Source organism: Streptomyces sp. ATLC9, from assembly GCF_057196705.1.
Genome location: NZ_JBXUOY010000042.1, coordinates 1 through 15617, shown reverse-complemented (window position 1 = coordinate 15617; position 15617 = coordinate 1). Strand labels below are relative to the sequence as shown.

Sequence of the window (15617 nt, the reverse complement as noted above, 5' to 3'; positions counted from 1 at the left end):
CGCCGGTCCGGTCAGCCGTCCCGGTGCGCGGCGGCCTTCCTCAGCGCGCGCACCAGGGCCTGGGCACGCGGGTCGGAGGTGACCGACTTCTGCAGGGAGTTGGTGACGTAGGCGAAGGCCAGTCCCGTCTCCGGGTCGGCGAAGGCCAGCGAGCCGCCGCGGCCGGGGTGGCCGAAGGATCCCGGTCCCAGCATCGGCGAGGACGGGCCGTGGAGCATGTAGCCCAGACCGAAGCGGGTGGCGACCAGCAGGACGCGGTCGGGTCCGGCCGACTCCTCGGTACGCGCCTGGGTGAGGGTGGCGGGGGCGTACAGCCGGCGGGTGCCGTCGCCGAGGTCGCCGATGAGCGCCGCGTAGAAGCGGGCCAGGGAGCGGGCGGTGGCCACTCCGGAGGAGGCGGGGAGCTCGGCGGCCCGGTAGGCGGGGTCGTTCTCGTCGGGCTGCGGGTCGATGGCGCCGAAGGCGCGGCGGGTGAGGGAGCGCGGATCGCGCCAGGCGTCGGCGACCTCGCGCCTGGGGCGCACCCGCGGCCCGGCGGAGGCGGGCGCGGGCGGAGCCTCCACCTCGGCGATCCGGCCCACCCGGTGCGCCTGGTCGGCGGGCAGTCCGATCCACAGGTCGAGGCCGAGCGGTGCGGCCACCTCCTCGGCGAACCAGCGGCCCAGGCTCCGCCCGGTGACCCGCCGCACCAGCTCGCCCAGCAGCCAGCTGTGGGTCTGCGCATGGTAGCCGTGGGCGGTGCCCGGCTCCCAGGCGGGCTCCTGGGCGGCGACGGCACGCGGCCCGAGGACGCCGTCGAGCGCCTGCTCCGGGCTCAGGGGCGTGTCCAGGGCGGGCAGCCCGGCGCGGTGGGTGAGCAGGTGGCGCACCGGTACGCGCTCCTTGCCCGCCGCCTTGAACTCCGGCCAGTAGGTGCCCACCGGCGCGTCCAGGTCGAGGCGTCCGCGCTGGTGCAGCAGGTGGAGGACGGCGGCGGCCGGGCCCTTGGTGACCGAGCGGACGACCTGGGCGGTGTCCTCGGTCCAGGGCTCCCGCCCGCGGGGGTCGGCCAGGCCGCCCCACAGGTCGGCGACCTTGTGCCCGTCCCGGTAGACGGCCACGGCCGCGCCCCGGTCGCCGCGCTCGGTCAGGTTGGCGCGGAAGGCGTCACGGACCGGCTCGTAGCCGTCCGCCACCGTGCCCTGGACGTCCACCACTGTCTTCGTGCTCCCGCCGGTCGAAAGGTGATGCGTGCACCGATGTGTGCCGCCGTACATGGTGCTACGCGTGCGGCGGCGGTCCCGACCGGGGGTCCGGGTCGGGGCGCGGCTCCGGGCGGCGGGCGCGCGCCGCGGGCCGTGCCGCCGACGGGTGAGCACGGGGGCTCCGCGGGCGGTTGTCACCCGGAGCGACACACGGGACGACCCAGCGCTTCGAAGCGGCCCGGTTGCGGGTGGATCGGGATACTTGCCTGGTCCGGGGGAACACGCCATCAATGTCGGACCTTCACCAAACTGTTGCGGAACTCACATCGATTACCTGCGGTATGCCGTCATGAAAACGCTCTGACGGGGTCGTAGGAGAAAAGGCCCCCCGGAAAAGGAGCACCCCATGCGCGCAGTCGTCGACCACAGCGTCCAGGCACGTCTGATCACCGTCCCCTCCGTCACCCGGGAGGTGACCGTCGGGCTGCGGTACGACCGCCACGACCCCTTCGCCGTCAGCCTGGTCTTCCCCTCCGACGTCTCCCTGGACGGGCAGGAGGTCGTCTGGGTGTTCTCCCGCGAACTGCTGGAGGACGGGCTGCGGGCCGCGGTCGGCCTCGGGGACGTGCACATCCGGCCGTCCGGGCCCGAGCGGACGGTCATCGAGCTGCGCGCCCCGGAGGGGGTCGCGGTGATCGAGTTCGACACCACCGGCCTGCTGCGCTTCCTGCACGGCACGTACGGCATGGTGCCGGGCGGCTCCGAGTACCTGGAGCTGGACCTGGACCGCGGACTGACCTCCCTGCTGGGCTGAGGCGGTGGCCGCGCGTCCGGCGCTTCGGCAAGCAGGCGCCGGGAGACGGCCCGGACGGAGGCCGCAGGGCCCCCGCCCCTGAAGTCCCGCGAGAGCACGCGGCACCGCCCGGGGCCACGCCGCACCGCACAGGAACGACGCGGGACCCGCAGAACCCACCGGAAGACCCTCGGGACGCGGCACGGACGAGCCGCCCGCCCACCCGCCCGCACGGCACGTGCCCGCCGGCGCCCATGACCGGCCCCGCCCGCCGCCCCGCCCGGGACCCAGGTCCCCGGCGCCGCCGCCCGGCGGAGCCCGTACCCGCCGGTGAGAGCGGGATCGCCGACCGCCGCACCGCTCCCAGGAGTTGCCGCCCGCAGCCCGGCTGCCGACCATGGGGGGGATGACCGCGACCTCCGGATCCCCAGGCACCCCCGTTCCCACCTCCCCGGACTCCTCCGGGGCGTACCTCAGGTTCCCGCACCTCCACGGTGAGCTGCTCTGCTTCACCGCCGAGGACGACCTGTGGATCGCCCCGCTCGCGCCCGGGGCCGCCCGGCCGCCGCGCGCCTGGCGCCTGACGGTGGACCGCACCCGCATCGGGCACCCGCGCTTCTCCCCCGACGGCAGCCACATCGCCTACACGAACTGGCGCAGCCTGGACCCCGAGGTGCACCTGACGCCGGTCGACGGCGGGCCGTCGCGGCAGCTGACGTACTGGGGCGCGGTGGACACCCAGGTCCGCGGCTGGACGCCCGAGGGGGACATCCTGGCCGTGGCCTCGCACGGCCAGCCGTTCTCGCACTTCGCCTGGGCCCACCGGCTGCCGCCGGGCGGCGGTCCGGGCGAGAAGCTGCCCTGGGGCCCGGTGGCGGACCTCGCCGTCGCCGATCTGGCGGGGGAACGGCGCACTCTGCTGCTGACCGGCACCCCGCCGCACGAACCGGCCACCTGGAAGCGCTACCGCGGCGGCGCGACGGGGCGGCTGTGGCTGGAGGGCGAGCGCCTGGTGCCCGAGCTGTACGGGCATCTGGACTGCCCGATGATCGTCGGCGGCCGGATCGCGTTCCTCTCCGACCACGAGGGGGTGGGCAACCTCTACTCCTGCCTGCCCGACGGCACCGGCCTGCGCCGCCACACCGACCACGCCGACTTCTACGCCCGCCACGCCTCCACCGACGGCGAGCGCGTGGTGTACCAGTGCGCGGGCGAGCTGTGGCTGGTGGACGACTTCTCGCCGCGCGCCGGGCGCCGCGCCTACCAGGTGTCGGCCGCGGGCCATGTGAACTCCCTGGCCGTGGACACCACCGGGCGCGCCAGCGCGGTGGGGGTGCGCGGCAGCCTGTACTGGCTCACCCACCGCGACGGACCGGCGCGGGTGATCGCCGACACCCCGGGGGTGCGGGTGCGGCTGCCGGAGATGCTCGGCTCCACCGGCCGGATCGCCTACGTCACCGACGCCGGGGGCGAGGACGCGGTGGAGATCGCCGACCTGCCCAGGGCCACCGGCACCCGTGAGCCGGTGCGGTCGGCCGCGGGGCGGCTGGGCCGGGTGCACGAGCTGATCGCCTCGCCGGACGGCGCCACCCTGGCCGTCGCCTCGCACGACGGGCGGCTGCTGCTGGTGGGCACCGGGGCCGGGGACGCCAGGGCCGGGCACACCGGCGGGGCCGCCGGGGCGGGTGCCGGCGAGGGCGGCGAGGTGGCCGAGGTCGCCGAACTGGTCCGCTCCGTCAACGGCCCCGTCCGCCATCTCGCCTTCTCCCCCGACTCCCAGTGGCTGGCCTGGGCCCACCCCGGCACCGACGGCGCGCTCACCCGCGTCCGGATCGCCCGCCTGTCCGACCGCACCGTCCTGGACGTCACCGAGGGCCGCTTCGAGGACGAGCAGCCCGTCTTCACCCGCGACGGCCGCTATCTCGCCTTCCTGTCCTGGCGCGGCTTCGACCCGGTGTACGACGTGCACACCGGCGACCTGTCCTTCCCGCTGGGCTGCCGCCCGTACCTGGTGCCGCTGTCCTCGGCCACGCCCTCGCCGTTCGCCCTCTCGCCCGAGGGCCGCCCGGCGGCCGGCGGTCTGGACCCGGACACCCCCGGCGAGGCCGCCGGGGAGGAGGGGACGGTGCTGGTGGAGGCCGAGGGGCTGGCCAGCCGCGTCACGCCCTTCCCCGTGGCGGCCTCGAAGTACTCCTCGCTCCACCCGGTCAGCGGTGGCGGGCTGGTCTGGCTGCGCTGGCCGATCTCCGGGGCGCTGGGCGAGACCTTCGCCAACCCGGCCGACACCTCCGGCCGCCCCACCCTGGAGCACTTCGACCTGGTCAAGGCCAAGCGCACCGAGCTGACCGGCAGCATCGACTGGTTCGCGGTCAGCGGCGACGGCACCCGCCTGGTGATCAACGACGAGGGCGACCTGCGGGCCGTCCCGGCCAACGAGTCCTCCGACGGCGACTCCACGACCCACCTCGACCTGCGCCGCATCCTGCACGACGCCGATCCGCGCGCCGAGTGGCGGCAGGCGTTCGACGAGGCGGGACGGATCATGCGGTCGTACTTCTGGGACCCGGGCATGTCCGGCGTGGACTGGGAGGCGGTCCTGGCCCAGTACCGGCCGCTGGTCGAGCGGGTCGCCTCACCGGACGAGTTCGCCGACCTGCTGCGCGAGACGGTGGGTGAGCTGGGCACCTCCCACGCCTACGTCTCGCCGGCCCGGCGCGACGAGGGACCGGCCCACTACCAGCGGCCGATCGGACTGCTGGGCGCGGACCTCACCCGTGACGGGGAGGGCCGCTGGCGGGTGGAGCGCATCCTGCCCGGCGACTCCTCCGACTCCCGGGCCCGCTCCCCGCTGGCCGGCTCCGGCATCCGCGAGGGCTCGGTGCTCACTCATGTGGACGGACGCCCGGTGGACCCGGACGCCGGTCCGTTCCCGCTGCTGGCGGCGGCCGGCGGCACCACCGTCGAGCTGGCCTTCCTCACCACCGAGCCCGGCGACGGCCCGGACGCCGTCCCGCGGCGCCCCCGCCGCGTCGCCGTCGTCCCCCTCGTCGACGAGCGCCCGCTGCGCTACCAGGACTGGGTGAGCCGGCGGCGCGCGGTGGTGCGCAGGCTCGGCGACGGCAAGTGCGGATACCTGCACATCCCCGACATGGGCGGTTCCGGCTGGGCGCAGTTCAACCGCGATCTGCGCATGGAGGTCTCCCGGCCCGCGCTGATCGTGGACGTGCGCGGCAACGCGGGCGGCCACATCAGCGAACTGGTCGTCGAGGCGCTGACCCGCACCATCCTCGGCTGGGACCTGGTGCGCCACGCCCAGCCGGTCAGTTACGCCTCCAACGCCCCGCGCGGCCCGATAGTGGCCCTGGCCGACGAGGCCACCGCCTCCGACGGCGACATGATCACCGCCGCGTTCCGGCTGCTGGGCATCGGCCCGGTGGTCGGCGCCCGCACCTGGGGCGGGGTGGTCGGCATGACCGGGCGCCACCGGCTCGGCGACGGCACGGTCATCACCGTGCCGATGAACGCGGCGTGGTTCGACGGGTACGGGTGGTCGGTGGAGAACCACGGTGTGGAGCCCGACATCGAGGTGCTGCGCACCCCGACGGACTGGGCCGAGGACCACCACCCGATGCTGGAGACGGCGGTGCGCACCGCGCTGGACCTGCTGGAACGCCACCCCGCCGCCGCCCCGCCCGGCTACGACGACGTCCCCGACCGCAGCCGCCCGCCACTGCCGCCGCGACCCTGACGGCCGGGTGGCCGACCGACCGCCGACGACCCCGCCCCGACGACTTCCGGGAGGAACCGTGAACGAGCCGGACAGGTACCCGGAGCACTCCGGGAGGACCGGAGAGGCCCGTGAGGCCCGTGAGACCGGGGACGGGCACCGGGCCGTGCGGGGCGCCTCCCGCGAGGGCGGCGCCCCTCCCCCCTGGCGCACGGGCCGCGACCGCGAACAGGACGCCTGGGCCCCCGGCCCCCAGGGGGGCGGCTCCGGGGAACGGAGCGAGGAGGACGGGCCGGAGGCGTAGTGCCCGCCCGCGCTCAGCCGCGCGGACGCACGTGCAGGTCCAGGCCGCTCGTCCCCGGCGCCTCCACGCCCGGCAGCAGCCGCATGCCGTGGTCGTAGTCGCCCCCGGCGAGCGACCGGTACGGGACCGGCTCGTCCGTGAAGAGCCGGTCGAGCCGCCGCCCGTACTCCCGTTTCGCCGCCTCGAACCGCTCCTGGGACAGGACGTTCGCGTCGTACACCGCGAACGGTTCGAGCGGCGCGATGCCGGTGAACCAGAACAGTCCGTGCTGGAACGGGTGGAGGAGGTCCGCCAGCCGCCCGTGGACGCCCCTCCCGGAGAGGGAGGACTCCCGTGCGCCGGCCGTCACCGACATCAGCGCCCGCCGCCCGGCCAGGACGCCCTCACTGTAGGGCGGGGGGAGCTCCGGGCCGTGGGCGAACCCGCGGACGAACACCCGGTCCATCCAGCCCTTCAGGATCGCGGGCACGGAGAACCACCACAGCGGGAACTGCAGGATCACCGCGTCCGACCAGCGCACCTTCTCCTGCTCCGCGGCGATGTCCGGCGACAGCCTCCCCGCCCGGGCGGCCTCGGCCGACACGGACATCAGGTCCAGTCGCCGGTCCGCGGGGTGGTCGGGGAAGTCGTCGGCGTCCACCGTCGCCCTCCACTTCATCGCGTAGAGGTCGGACACACGTACATCGTGTCCCGCCTCGCGCAGGCGTCCGGCCGCGAAGGCGGTCAGGGAGGCGGTGAGCGAGCGGGGCTCGGGGTGGGCGCTGACGAGGAGGATCTTCTTGCGCTGCTGCGGTACGGCTTCGGTCATGCCGCCACATTCCCCCGGACGCGTCCGGGCAGCCAGTACCCGCTCCGACCGGCGGAACGGCGTTCCCGGTACCGCGAGGGCCACCCATACTGGGGCGCATGGACGGCGGGAACCTCATCGGCGGGACCGGTGGAATCGACGGGATCGGCGACACCCGGCGGGCGCTCGGCGCCTTCCTGCGCGCCCGCCGGGGGCGCGTCACACCGGAGCAGGTCGGCCTCCCCGGCGGCAGCCGGCGGCGGGTGCGCGGGCTGCGCCGCGAGGAACTGGCCCAGCTCGCCGGCATCAGCGTGGACTACTACGTGCGCCTCGAACAGGGCCGGGCCACCCAGCCCTCCCCCGAGGTGCTCGACGCGCTCGCCGGGGCGCTCGGCCTCGACGCGGCGGAGCGCAGGCATCTGGACACCCTGGCCGGCGCCAGACGCGGCTCCGCTCCCAGGGCCGGGGTCAGCCCGCTGCTGCTGCGGGTCCTGGACGCCCTGGCCCATCTGCCGGCCTTCGTGACGAACCACCGCACCGACGTGGTGGCCTGGAACGAGCTGGGCGCCGAACTGATCGGCGGCCTGGGCGGCCCCGGCCGCCGCGAGCGGAACCAGGCCCGGTACCTCTTCCTGGATCCCGCCTCCTCCCGGGCCGTCTTCCCCGACTGGGAGGGCAGGGCGGTGGAGGCCGTGGGCCAGTTGCGGGTCGCCACGGGACGCTACCCCGACGACGCGGAACTCGCCGCGCTCCTCGCCGAGCTGTCCGCGCGCAGCGCCGACTTCCGGCGGATCTGGGCCACCGGCGAGGTCGTGATGTGCACGTCGGGGCGGAAACGGCTGCGGCATCCGACGGCCGGGCCGGTCACCCTGGACTACGAGCCCCTGCACGTCCCGGCCGCCCCGGGCGAGATCGGTCTGGTGCTGCACGTGTTCGGTTCCGGGGAGGAGGGCCCACGCTCCGGGGGTCCTCCGGGCGGGGCCCGCCCGGACGGCCCGGCGGGGACCTGAGGCGGGGTCCGTCGCGCTGGCCGGACACGCGCCGGACACGCAACGGACCCGCGCCGGGCCCCGGAGGGGGCACCCTCAGCCCTCCGCGCGCTCCTTCTCGTCCGCCGCGCCGCCCGCGCCGACCAGGCCGCGGGGGCCGCCGGAGGCGGCCGGACGGGGCGCGAAGTGCTTCATCTCGCGCCGGCCGACCCGGCCGATGACCCCCGGCAGACAGCCGCGGACCGACTGCATGCCGCGCAGCCACCACTGCCCGTAGACGTGGAACGAGCGCCGCTCGATGCCCGTGACGATCCGCTCCACCGCCGGCCCCGGCGGGTAGGTCCTGCCGGCCGGCCAGGGCAGCCGGCCGCGCAGTTCGCGCAGCATCTCGTCCTGGTCGGCGCCGCGCACCATGTCGGTGTCGGTCCAGCTCAGGTAGCCGACGCCGACGCGCACGCCCTGGTGGCCGACCTCCGCGCGCAGGCTGTGGGCGAATGCCTCCACGCCCGACTTGGAGGTGCAGTACGCCGTCATCATCGGGGCCGGGGTGAGCGCGGCGAGCGAGGCGATCTGGAGCAGGTAGCCGCGCGACTCGACCAGGGCGGGCAGGAAGGCGCGGGCGGTGACGGCGCTGCCCAGCAGGTTGACCTCGATGACCCGGCGCCAGGCGGTCTCGTCGGAGTCGGCGAAGGGGCCGCCGGTGGCCACCCCGGCGTTGGCGACGACGATGTCCACCGCGCCGAAGCGCTCGCGTACCTCGCGCGCCACCCGGGACATGGCCGTGTGGTCGGTGACGTCGGCGTGCCAGTACGCGGAGTCCGCCGGCAGCGACTCGGCGACCTTCCTCAGCTCCTCCGGCTCCAGCCCGACCAGTGCGAGCCGCGCGCCGCGCGCCGCCAGCCCGCGGGCGAGGAGTTCGCCCACGCCCCGGGCCGCGCCCGTCACCACCGCCACCCGGCCCTGGAGGTCCCTGCGTGCCATCACGCGCTCTCCTTCCCGGCCGGCAGCCCGGCCGGCGGTGTGCCACGCCGCGGGGCTTCCCGCCGGGCATCGCCCGCCAGGTGGTCGCGCACCAGCGCGGCCACCGCGGCGGCGACGGCGTCGGGGTCCTCCAGGGGCGTCATGTGCCCCAGGCCCGGCAGTTCGGTCAGGCCGGTGCAGTCCGGCAGCGCCCCGGCGAGGCGGCGGGAGAGCACCGGCGGAGTGAGCCGGTCCTTCTCCCCGGCGATGACGCCGACGGGCAGGTCCAGGGAGGCGAGGTTGGCGTCCAGGTCCAGCACGGCCAGGACCTTCCGGGCCCAGGCGGCGCGTACGGCGCGCGGGCAGGCGTGGACGATGCGGGCGCACGCCTGGATCTGCTCCTTCGTCGCGCCGGGCCCCATCGTGGCGTACCGCAGGACGCGCATGCCCAGCGGCGTCACCGGTCCCAGCGGCAGGCTGGAGCCGAGGAGGGCCCTCTGGATCCGGTAGCGCACTCTGCCCTCTCCCAGCGGCACGACGGTGGACTCGTGCAGCAGCCGGGAGCTGCCGGTGTTGCACAGCAGTGCGGCGGCGACGCGCTCGCGCAGCCGCGGGCGCCCGGCGGCGGCCATGACCGTCATGCCGCCCATGGAGTGCCCGGCGACGACCGCCCGGGACCCGGCCGCCTCCAGGACGGCGCACAGGTCGTCGGCGAGGGCGCCGGTGCTGTAGCCGCCGGGGCCGACGGCCGGGGAGCGGCCGTGGCCGCGCTGGTCGTAGACGAACACCCGGTGGTCGTCGGCCAGCCGCCGGACCACCGGGCCCCAGAAGTCGGTCGAGCAGGTCCAGCCGTGCACCAGGACGACGGTCGGCCCGTCCTCGCGCCCGTGCTCCTCGGCGTGCAGCCGGGAGCCGTCGGCGGAGGTCACGGTCAGTTCGGGGCGGGGGGGGGGGGGGGGGGGGGGGGGGGGGGGGGGCCGCCCGGGCCCCCCCCCCCCCCGGGGTCCACGGTTCATCGGGTCGCCTCCGCCTTCTGCTGTCCGGTGCGGGCCGGGGCCCGAAGCACCTCGTACTCGGCCAGGTCCACACGCCTGGTCACCTTCGCGAACTCCCCGGTCGTGCCCGGCCACACGGTGGTGTTGCGGCCGTTGGCGTCCAGGTACCAGCTGTCGCAGCCGCCGGTGTTCCACACGGTGCGCGCCATCCTCCGCTGGACGTGGCCGGTCCACGAGCGCACCGCCTCGGGTCGGGCGTCCAGCGCGGCCCGGCCGGCCGATCCGGCGGTGAGCGCCTCCAGCTGCCCGAGGTAGTCCACCATGTAGTTCAGCTGCGCCTCGATCATGAGGATCATCGAGCTGTTGCCGAGGCCGGTGTTGGGCCCGATGACGGTCATGAAGTTGGGGAAGCCCGTGGCCGTGGAGCCGCGCAGCGCCTCCGCGCCGTCCTTCCACGCCTCGGCCAGCGTGATGCCCTGCGCGCCGGTGATCCGCCGGGCGACCGGCATGTCGGTGACGTGGAATCCGGTGCCGAAGACCACCGCGTCCACCTCGGTCCCGGTGCCGTCCGCGGCCACCAGGGTGTTGCCGCGCACCTCCGTCAAGCCGGAGGCGACCACGTCCACATTGGGCTGGACCAGGGCCGGGTAGTAGGTGTTGGACAGCAGGATGCGCTTGCAGCCGATGCGGTAGCCGGGGGTGAGCCTGGCGCGCAGCGCCGGGTCCTTGACGACCTTTGTCATGTGGTGCCGGGCGAGCTTCTCCACCAGGCCGGGCTGCGCGGGGGGCTTGGTGAAGGCGCCGACCTGGAACTCCCTGATCAGCCAGAGCATCCGGCGGCGCAGCGCGCGTGTGAGGGGCACCTTGGCGTGCAGCCGGCGCTCGGCCGCGGTGATCTTCCGGTCCATGCGCGGCATGACCCACGGCGGGGTGCGCTGGAAGAGGGTGAGTCTGTCCACCCGCGGCTGGATGGAGGGGACGATCTGGATGGCGGACGCGCCGGTGCCGATCACGGCGACGCGCTTGCCGCGCAGGTCGTAGTCGTGGTCCCACCGGGCCGAGTGGAAGACCTTGCCGGTGAAGCCGTCCAGACCGGGGATGTCGGGGATCTTGGGGTCGGAGAGCGGGCCGGTGGCCGAGACGAGCATGTCGGCGGTCAGGGTGCCGCGCGCGGTCTCGACCTCCCAGCGCAGCGCCCCGGTGTCCCAGCGGGCGCTCAGCACCTCGGAGTCGAGGCGGATGTGGGGGCGCAGCCCGAAGGTGTCGGCGACCTTCTCCAGGTAGGCGCGGATGTGCTCCTGCCCGGAGAAGCTCCGCGGCCAGTCGGGGTTGGGCGCGAACGAGAACGAGTAGAGGTGGGAGGGCACGTCGCAGGCGCACCCGGGGTAGCTGTTGTCGCGCCAGGTGCCGCCCACGGAGTCGCGGCGCTCCAGCACGACGAAATCCGTGACGCCCGCGCGGCGCAGTCGTACGGCGGCGCCCAGACCGCCGAACCCCGACCCGATCACCGCCACCCGTACGTGTTCGTGTCCGGCCATGCCGCCTCCCGACTCCGGTGTGTCCTCGCCCGTGAACCATGCCAGTAATCACTGGCATGGTTGGAGGGTAGAGCAGGGGCGTACCCGTGGGTAGGGGTGCGACGAGGGAAAGTTACCGCCGGTTGCACCCCTCGTCAGGGCCCTCCGCCTCCCCCGCCGCATAGGCTCTCCGGTGTGGCGGACAGAACATCGGCGGACGGCGGACGGACGGACAGCGCGGCACCCGCACGGACGGGAGCGGAAGGGAACGGCACGGCCCCGCCCGCCGAGTACCGCACGGCCGAACTCGCCGGGGCGGCCGGCATCACCGTACGCACCCTGCGGTTCTACCGCGAGCGCGGACTCCTCCCGCCACCGCGCCGCGAGGGCCGCGTCGCCTGGTACAACGAGCACCACCTCAACCGGCTGCGGACGATCTCCGCCCTGCTGGCCCGCGGACACACCCTCGGCGGGATCGCCGACCTGATCGACGCCTTCGAGAAGGGCCGGGACGCGGGCGGCACGGCCGAACTGCTCGGCCTGGGGAGCGCGCTGGTCCCGCCCTGGTCGCGGGAGACCCCCGTCCGCCTCACCCCCGAGGACCTGGCCGCGCACTTCCCCGGCGAGGTCACCTCCGACGACCTCGCCGCCGCCCTGGACCTGGGCTACATCGCCGTCGACGGCGACGAGGTCGTCCACGTCAGCCGCCGCCTGCTCGACGCCTCCACCGCCCTGGTGGGCGAGGGCATTCCGCTGGAGGCCGTACTGGAGGCCGGGCGCGTGGTGCGCGAGCACGCCGACGCCGTCGCCGACCTGTTCACCGGCCTCGTCCACGCCCACCTGTTCCGGGACGTCCGCGAGCTCTCCCCGGACGACCTTCGGCGCCTGTCGGACGTGATGGACCGGCTGCGCCCCCTGGCCGAGCGGGTGGTCGACGTGGAGCTGGCACTGGCCATGGACCGCCGCGTCCGCGCGGAACTGGAGAGCTGGTCGCGGCCGGGCGGACCGGAAGCGGAGCCGGAGGCGGAAGCGGAGGCGGAGGCGGAACGGGCGCCGCGGGAGCCGCGCGGAGGGCCGGAGAGCCGCACCGGCGGCTGACCGGGCCGCGCGCGGCCGTTCGCGCGGGACGCCTCCGCCAAGCGCCATGTATGGCCGCCGCCCGCCCGGCAACCCGTACCTCGATGGTGCACACACAGTCCGGCTCCGCGACGCGCTCCGGCCACTCCTCCCCCGTGACCCGCGCCGTGCGCGCGGTGCGGGCCGAGGTCTCCTGGGGCGCACGCTCCCTGCGCCGCGCCCGGCGGGGGCCGGGCCGGGAGCGCGACGCCGTCGTCCAGTCCCTGAAGGCCGCGCTCGCCGCCGTCCTGGCCTGGCTGGCCGCCGCCTGGCTGCTGCCCGACGCCTTCGCCCTGATGGCGCCCTGGGTGGCGGTGGTCCTGGTGCAGGCCACCGTCTACCGCTCGGTGTGGCAGGGGCTCCAGCAGACGACGGCGATCGCCCTCGGCACGGTGCTCGCCGCGGCCCTGGTCATCCCCTTCGGCCATCCGGTGCTGGTGATGATCCTCGTCCTGCCCGTCACCACCCTGCTGGGCAACTGGCCGCGCTTCGGCGCCCAGGGCATCTACGCCTCCACCGCCGCCCTGTTCACCCTCGTCCCCGGCGAGGCCACACTCGACTCGGCCGTCTCCCGCGTCCTGGCCGCCCTGCTGGGCACCGCCGTCGGCGTCGGCGTCAACGCGCTGCTCCTGCCGCCCGTCCACCTGCGCAGCGCGCGCGAGGCGGTGGACTCCGCCGTCCGTGAGGCACGGGAGATCGTGACCGAGGTCGCGGACGGCCTGGACGAGCCCTGGGAGGACGACCGCGTCCGCGGCTGGTACGACCGGGCCTGCCGGCTGCCCCGGCTGGTCCGCGGCCTGGAGTCCGCCGTCGGCTGGAGCCGCGAGAGCACGCGTCTGAACCCCGAGAGCCGCCGCCGCGCCGAGGCGGCGCGGCTGACGGCGGCGTACGCGGAGACGCTGACCACCCTGGAGGACGTCGCCGAACGCCTCACCGTCCTGACCCGTACCCTGGTGGAGGCCGCCGACGAGAGCGACGACGTGCCCCGGCCCGGCCACGAGGTCACCCGCCCGTACTCCGGTTTCCTCCGGCGGGTGGCCGACGCCCTGGGCGCCTACGGACGCACGGTCACCGGCGACGACCCCGAGACGGCCCGCCGCGAACTGCGCGAGGCCGTCGGGGAGATCCGCGTCGAGCAGGACCGGCTCCGCACCGACCTCCCCCGGCACGCCGCCGCCGTCCCCGAGGGGCTGGCGGTACTGGGCCCCCTCCTGGCGGAGTCCCGCAGGCTGGCCGCCGGTCTCCTGCCGGGCGGGCGCGGCGAGGGCGGCGAGGGCGACGGGGACGGGGAGGGCGACGCGGGCGGCGCCTCCGGCCGTCAGGGCGCGTAGACGGCCGTCACCGGCGCGTGGTCGCTCCACCGGCCCGCGTGGTCGGCCGCGCGCTCCACGTACGCCTTCACCGCCCGCCGCGCCAGCGGCTCGGTGGCGACGTGGTAGTCGATTCTCCATCCCGCGTCGTTGTCGAAGGCCCGGCCCCGGTAGGACCACCACGAGTACGGCCCGTCCTGGTCCGGGTGGAGACGGCGGACGACATCGGCGTAGCCGGCCTCGCCGAAGACCCGGCCGAGCCAGGCGCGCTCCCCGGGCAGGAAGCCGGAGTTCTTCCGGTTGGCCTTCCAGTTCCTGATGTCGGCCTCCTGGTGGGCGATGTTCCAGTCGCCGCAGACCAGGACCTCCCGGCCGGCGGCGGCGGCCCGCTCGCGCAGCCCGGCGAGGTAGGGCAGGAAGGCGTCCATGAAGCGCTCCTTCTCCTCCTGCCGCTCGGTGCCGACCTCGCCCGAGGGCAGGTAGAGGCTGGCGACGGTCAGCCCCGGCAGGTCCACCTCCAGATAGCGGCCGGAGTCCGTGAACTCGCTCACCCCGAACCCCACCCGCACATCCTCGGGCGCACGCCGGGTGAGCACCGCCACGCCCGCGCGCCCCTTGGCCGCGGCGGGGGCGTACGCCACGTGCCAGCCCTCCGGATCGCGCACCCCGGCGGGGAGTTGGTCCGGCTCGGCACGCACCTCCTGCAGGCAGACCACATCCGCGTCGGTGGCGGCCAGCCACTGGGTGTAGCCCTTCTTCGCGGCGGCGCGCAGCCCGTTCACATTGACCGTCGAAATCGTCAGCACACCGGCACCTTACGATGCGGGCATGCGCATCATCCCCGTCGCCTACGACCACCCCGACGCCGCGAAGCTCACCGATCTGGTGCAGCTGGAGTACGCCGAGCGCTACGGCGGCGACGGTGATGTCACGCCGCTGGCACCCGGGATGTTCTCGCCGCCCGCCGGCCTGTTCCTGATCGCGTACGACGAGCGGGACCGGCCCGTGGCCACCGGCGGCTGGCGGGCGATGGACGCGAACGAGGAGAACTACCGCGACGGCGACGCCGAGCTCAAGCGGATGTTCGTGATCCGCGAGGCCCGGCGCCAGGGCCTGTCCCGCCGCATCCTGGCCCTGCTGGAGGACGACGCCCGGGAGGCGGGGCGGCTGCGGATGGTGCTGGAGACCGGCGTCATGCAGCCGGAGGCCATGGCGCTGTACGAGTCGAGCGGCTACGAGCCGGCCGAGAAGTTCGGGGTCTACCGCCACGAGCCGGGCAGCCGCTGCTACGCCAAGCCGCTGCGCTGAGCCCGCCGGACCGCCTCCGGCCTCACCCTCCCGCCGGGACGGCGTACACCAGCAGGTTCTTCTGGTAGCCGCCGTTTCCGCGGTCGTACGGGGGCGCGCAGGTGACCAGGGTCAGCACCGGCCGGCCGTCGCGCCGGAACACCTCGTCGGGGAGCCTGTCCTGGTCGACCACCTCACGGGCCGTCACCTCGTACCGCAGCGGCGGTGCGTCCTCCCGCCCGACGGTGATCTCGTCGCCCTCGCGGACGCCGTAGAGCTTGGCGAAGGCGCCCAGGTCGCCGGTGCGGTCGTCGACGTGGCCGACGATGACGGCGGATCCGGCCCGCGCGCCCGGCGCCGGCCCGTAGCGGTACCAGCCGGCCCGTCCGGCGTCCCGGGGGACCTCCACCGTGCCGTCGTCCTCGACCCCGACGTCCTGGACGCGGGTCTCCAGGGAGAGCCGGGGAATGCTCAGCGCCACCGGCTCAGGGGCGGACGCGCCGTCCTCGCCGTCCGCCCGGCTGTCGTGGACCTCGTACGGCGCCCCGGCCGCGGGCTCCCGGTCCCGCGGCCGGTCGCCGAAGTCCTGCGGCGCCGCGGCTCCGGACGGCCGCAGCGACCAGGCCAGCAGTGCCGCAAGGACGGCGG

General features: G+C 75.4%; 14 protein-coding genes. 7 read left to right on the top strand and 7 right to left on the bottom strand.

Features of this window, described 5'->3' with window-relative positions:
- Positions 1-11: 11 nt before the first annotated feature.
- The gene (locus AC2CJA_RS07325) at positions 12-1196 is read right to left on the bottom strand and encodes a serine hydrolase domain-containing protein (protein ID WP_484601848.1); all 1185 of its coding nucleotides are present in this window, start codon (positions 1194-1196) and stop codon (positions 12-14) included.
- A gap of 394 nt (positions 1197-1590) precedes the next feature.
- Between AC2CJA_RS07325 and AC2CJA_RS07320 the strand changes: the two genes are divergently transcribed.
- The 3 genes from AC2CJA_RS07320 (at position 1591) to AC2CJA_RS07310 (ending at position 6008) form a co-directional block, all read left to right on the top strand.
- Positions 1591-1998, top strand: a complete 408-nt coding sequence (locus AC2CJA_RS07320; protein WP_484601847.1) for an SsgA family sporulation/cell division regulator — start codon at positions 1591-1593, stop codon at positions 1996-1998.
- Positions 1999-2383: 385 nt separating this feature from the next.
- Positions 2384-5725, top strand: a complete 3342-nt coding sequence (locus AC2CJA_RS07315) for a S41 family peptidase (protein ID WP_484601846.1) — start codon at positions 2384-2386, stop codon at positions 5723-5725.
- Between the two features lie 58 nt (positions 5726-5783).
- Positions 5784-6008, top strand: coding sequence for a hypothetical protein (locus AC2CJA_RS07310; RefSeq protein ID WP_484601845.1), 225 nt, complete (start codon positions 5784-5786; stop codon positions 6006-6008).
- A gap of 13 nt (positions 6009-6021) precedes the next feature.
- Here AC2CJA_RS07310 and AC2CJA_RS07305 read toward each other — a convergent pair whose 3' ends face one another.
- Complete coding sequence (locus AC2CJA_RS07305; RefSeq protein WP_484601844.1) at positions 6022-6816, bottom strand: NAD(P)H-dependent oxidoreductase; 795 nt, start codon at positions 6814-6816, stop codon at positions 6022-6024.
- Between the two features lie 98 nt (positions 6817-6914).
- On the opposite strand from AC2CJA_RS07305, the gene AC2CJA_RS07300 reads away from it, so the two are divergent.
- The gene (locus AC2CJA_RS07300) at positions 6915-7805 is read left to right on the top strand and encodes a helix-turn-helix transcriptional regulator (protein ID WP_484601843.1); all 891 of its coding nucleotides are present in this window, start codon (positions 6915-6917) and stop codon (positions 7803-7805) included.
- Between the two features lie 75 nt (positions 7806-7880).
- On the opposite strand, the gene AC2CJA_RS07295 is transcribed toward AC2CJA_RS07300, so the two are convergent.
- Genes AC2CJA_RS07295 through AC2CJA_RS07285 form a run of 3 tightly spaced genes read right to left on the bottom strand, consistent with a single transcriptional unit; the run spans position 7881 to position 11277 of the window.
- Complete coding sequence (locus tag AC2CJA_RS07295) at positions 7881-8765, bottom strand: SDR family oxidoreductase (protein ID WP_484601842.1); 885 nt, start codon at positions 8763-8765, stop codon at positions 7881-7883.
- Positions 8765-9760 carry an alpha/beta fold hydrolase gene (locus AC2CJA_RS07290; RefSeq protein ID WP_484601841.1) on the bottom strand — a complete coding sequence of 332 codons (996 nt, stop codon included), beginning with the start codon at positions 9758-9760 and terminating at the stop codon, positions 8765-8767. Before AC2CJA_RS07290 ends, AC2CJA_RS07295 begins: the two co-directional genes overlap by 1 nt.
- Positions 9757-11277 carry a flavin-containing monooxygenase gene (locus AC2CJA_RS07285; RefSeq protein ID WP_484601840.1) on the bottom strand — a complete coding sequence of 507 codons (1521 nt, stop codon included), beginning with the start codon at positions 11275-11277 and terminating at the stop codon, positions 9757-9759. The genes AC2CJA_RS07290 and AC2CJA_RS07285 overlap by 4 nt, the downstream gene beginning before the upstream one ends.
- A 174-nt stretch (positions 11278-11451) precedes the next feature.
- On the opposite strand from AC2CJA_RS07285, the gene AC2CJA_RS07280 reads away from it, so the two are divergent.
- On the top strand, positions 11452-12354 hold the full coding sequence (locus tag AC2CJA_RS07280) for a MerR family transcriptional regulator (protein ID WP_484601839.1): 903 nt from the start codon (positions 11452-11454) through the stop codon (positions 12352-12354).
- An 83-nt stretch (positions 12355-12437) separates the two neighbouring features.
- Positions 12438-13703, top strand: a complete 1266-nt coding sequence (locus AC2CJA_RS07275) for an FUSC family protein (RefSeq protein ID WP_484601838.1) — start codon at positions 12438-12440, stop codon at positions 13701-13703.
- Here the strand turns inward: AC2CJA_RS07275 and AC2CJA_RS07270 are convergent.
- Positions 13691-14488: an exodeoxyribonuclease III gene (locus tag AC2CJA_RS07270; RefSeq protein WP_484601837.1), complete on the bottom strand. Its 798-nt coding sequence runs from the start codon at positions 14486-14488 to the stop codon at positions 13691-13693. The two genes, AC2CJA_RS07275 and AC2CJA_RS07270, sit on opposite strands and share 13 nt — an antisense overlap.
- Positions 14489-14510: 22 nt before the next feature.
- On the opposite strand from AC2CJA_RS07270, the gene AC2CJA_RS07265 reads away from it, so the two are divergent.
- The gene (locus AC2CJA_RS07265) at positions 14511-14990 is read left to right on the top strand and encodes a GNAT family N-acetyltransferase (protein ID WP_484601836.1); all 480 of its coding nucleotides are present in this window, start codon (positions 14511-14513) and stop codon (positions 14988-14990) included.
- 22 nt (positions 14991-15012) lie between these two features.
- Here the strand turns inward: AC2CJA_RS07265 and AC2CJA_RS07260 are convergent.
- Positions 15013-15617: class F sortase (locus tag AC2CJA_RS07260; RefSeq protein WP_484601835.1), on the bottom strand; the 605-nt coding region annotated here is incomplete at its 5' end.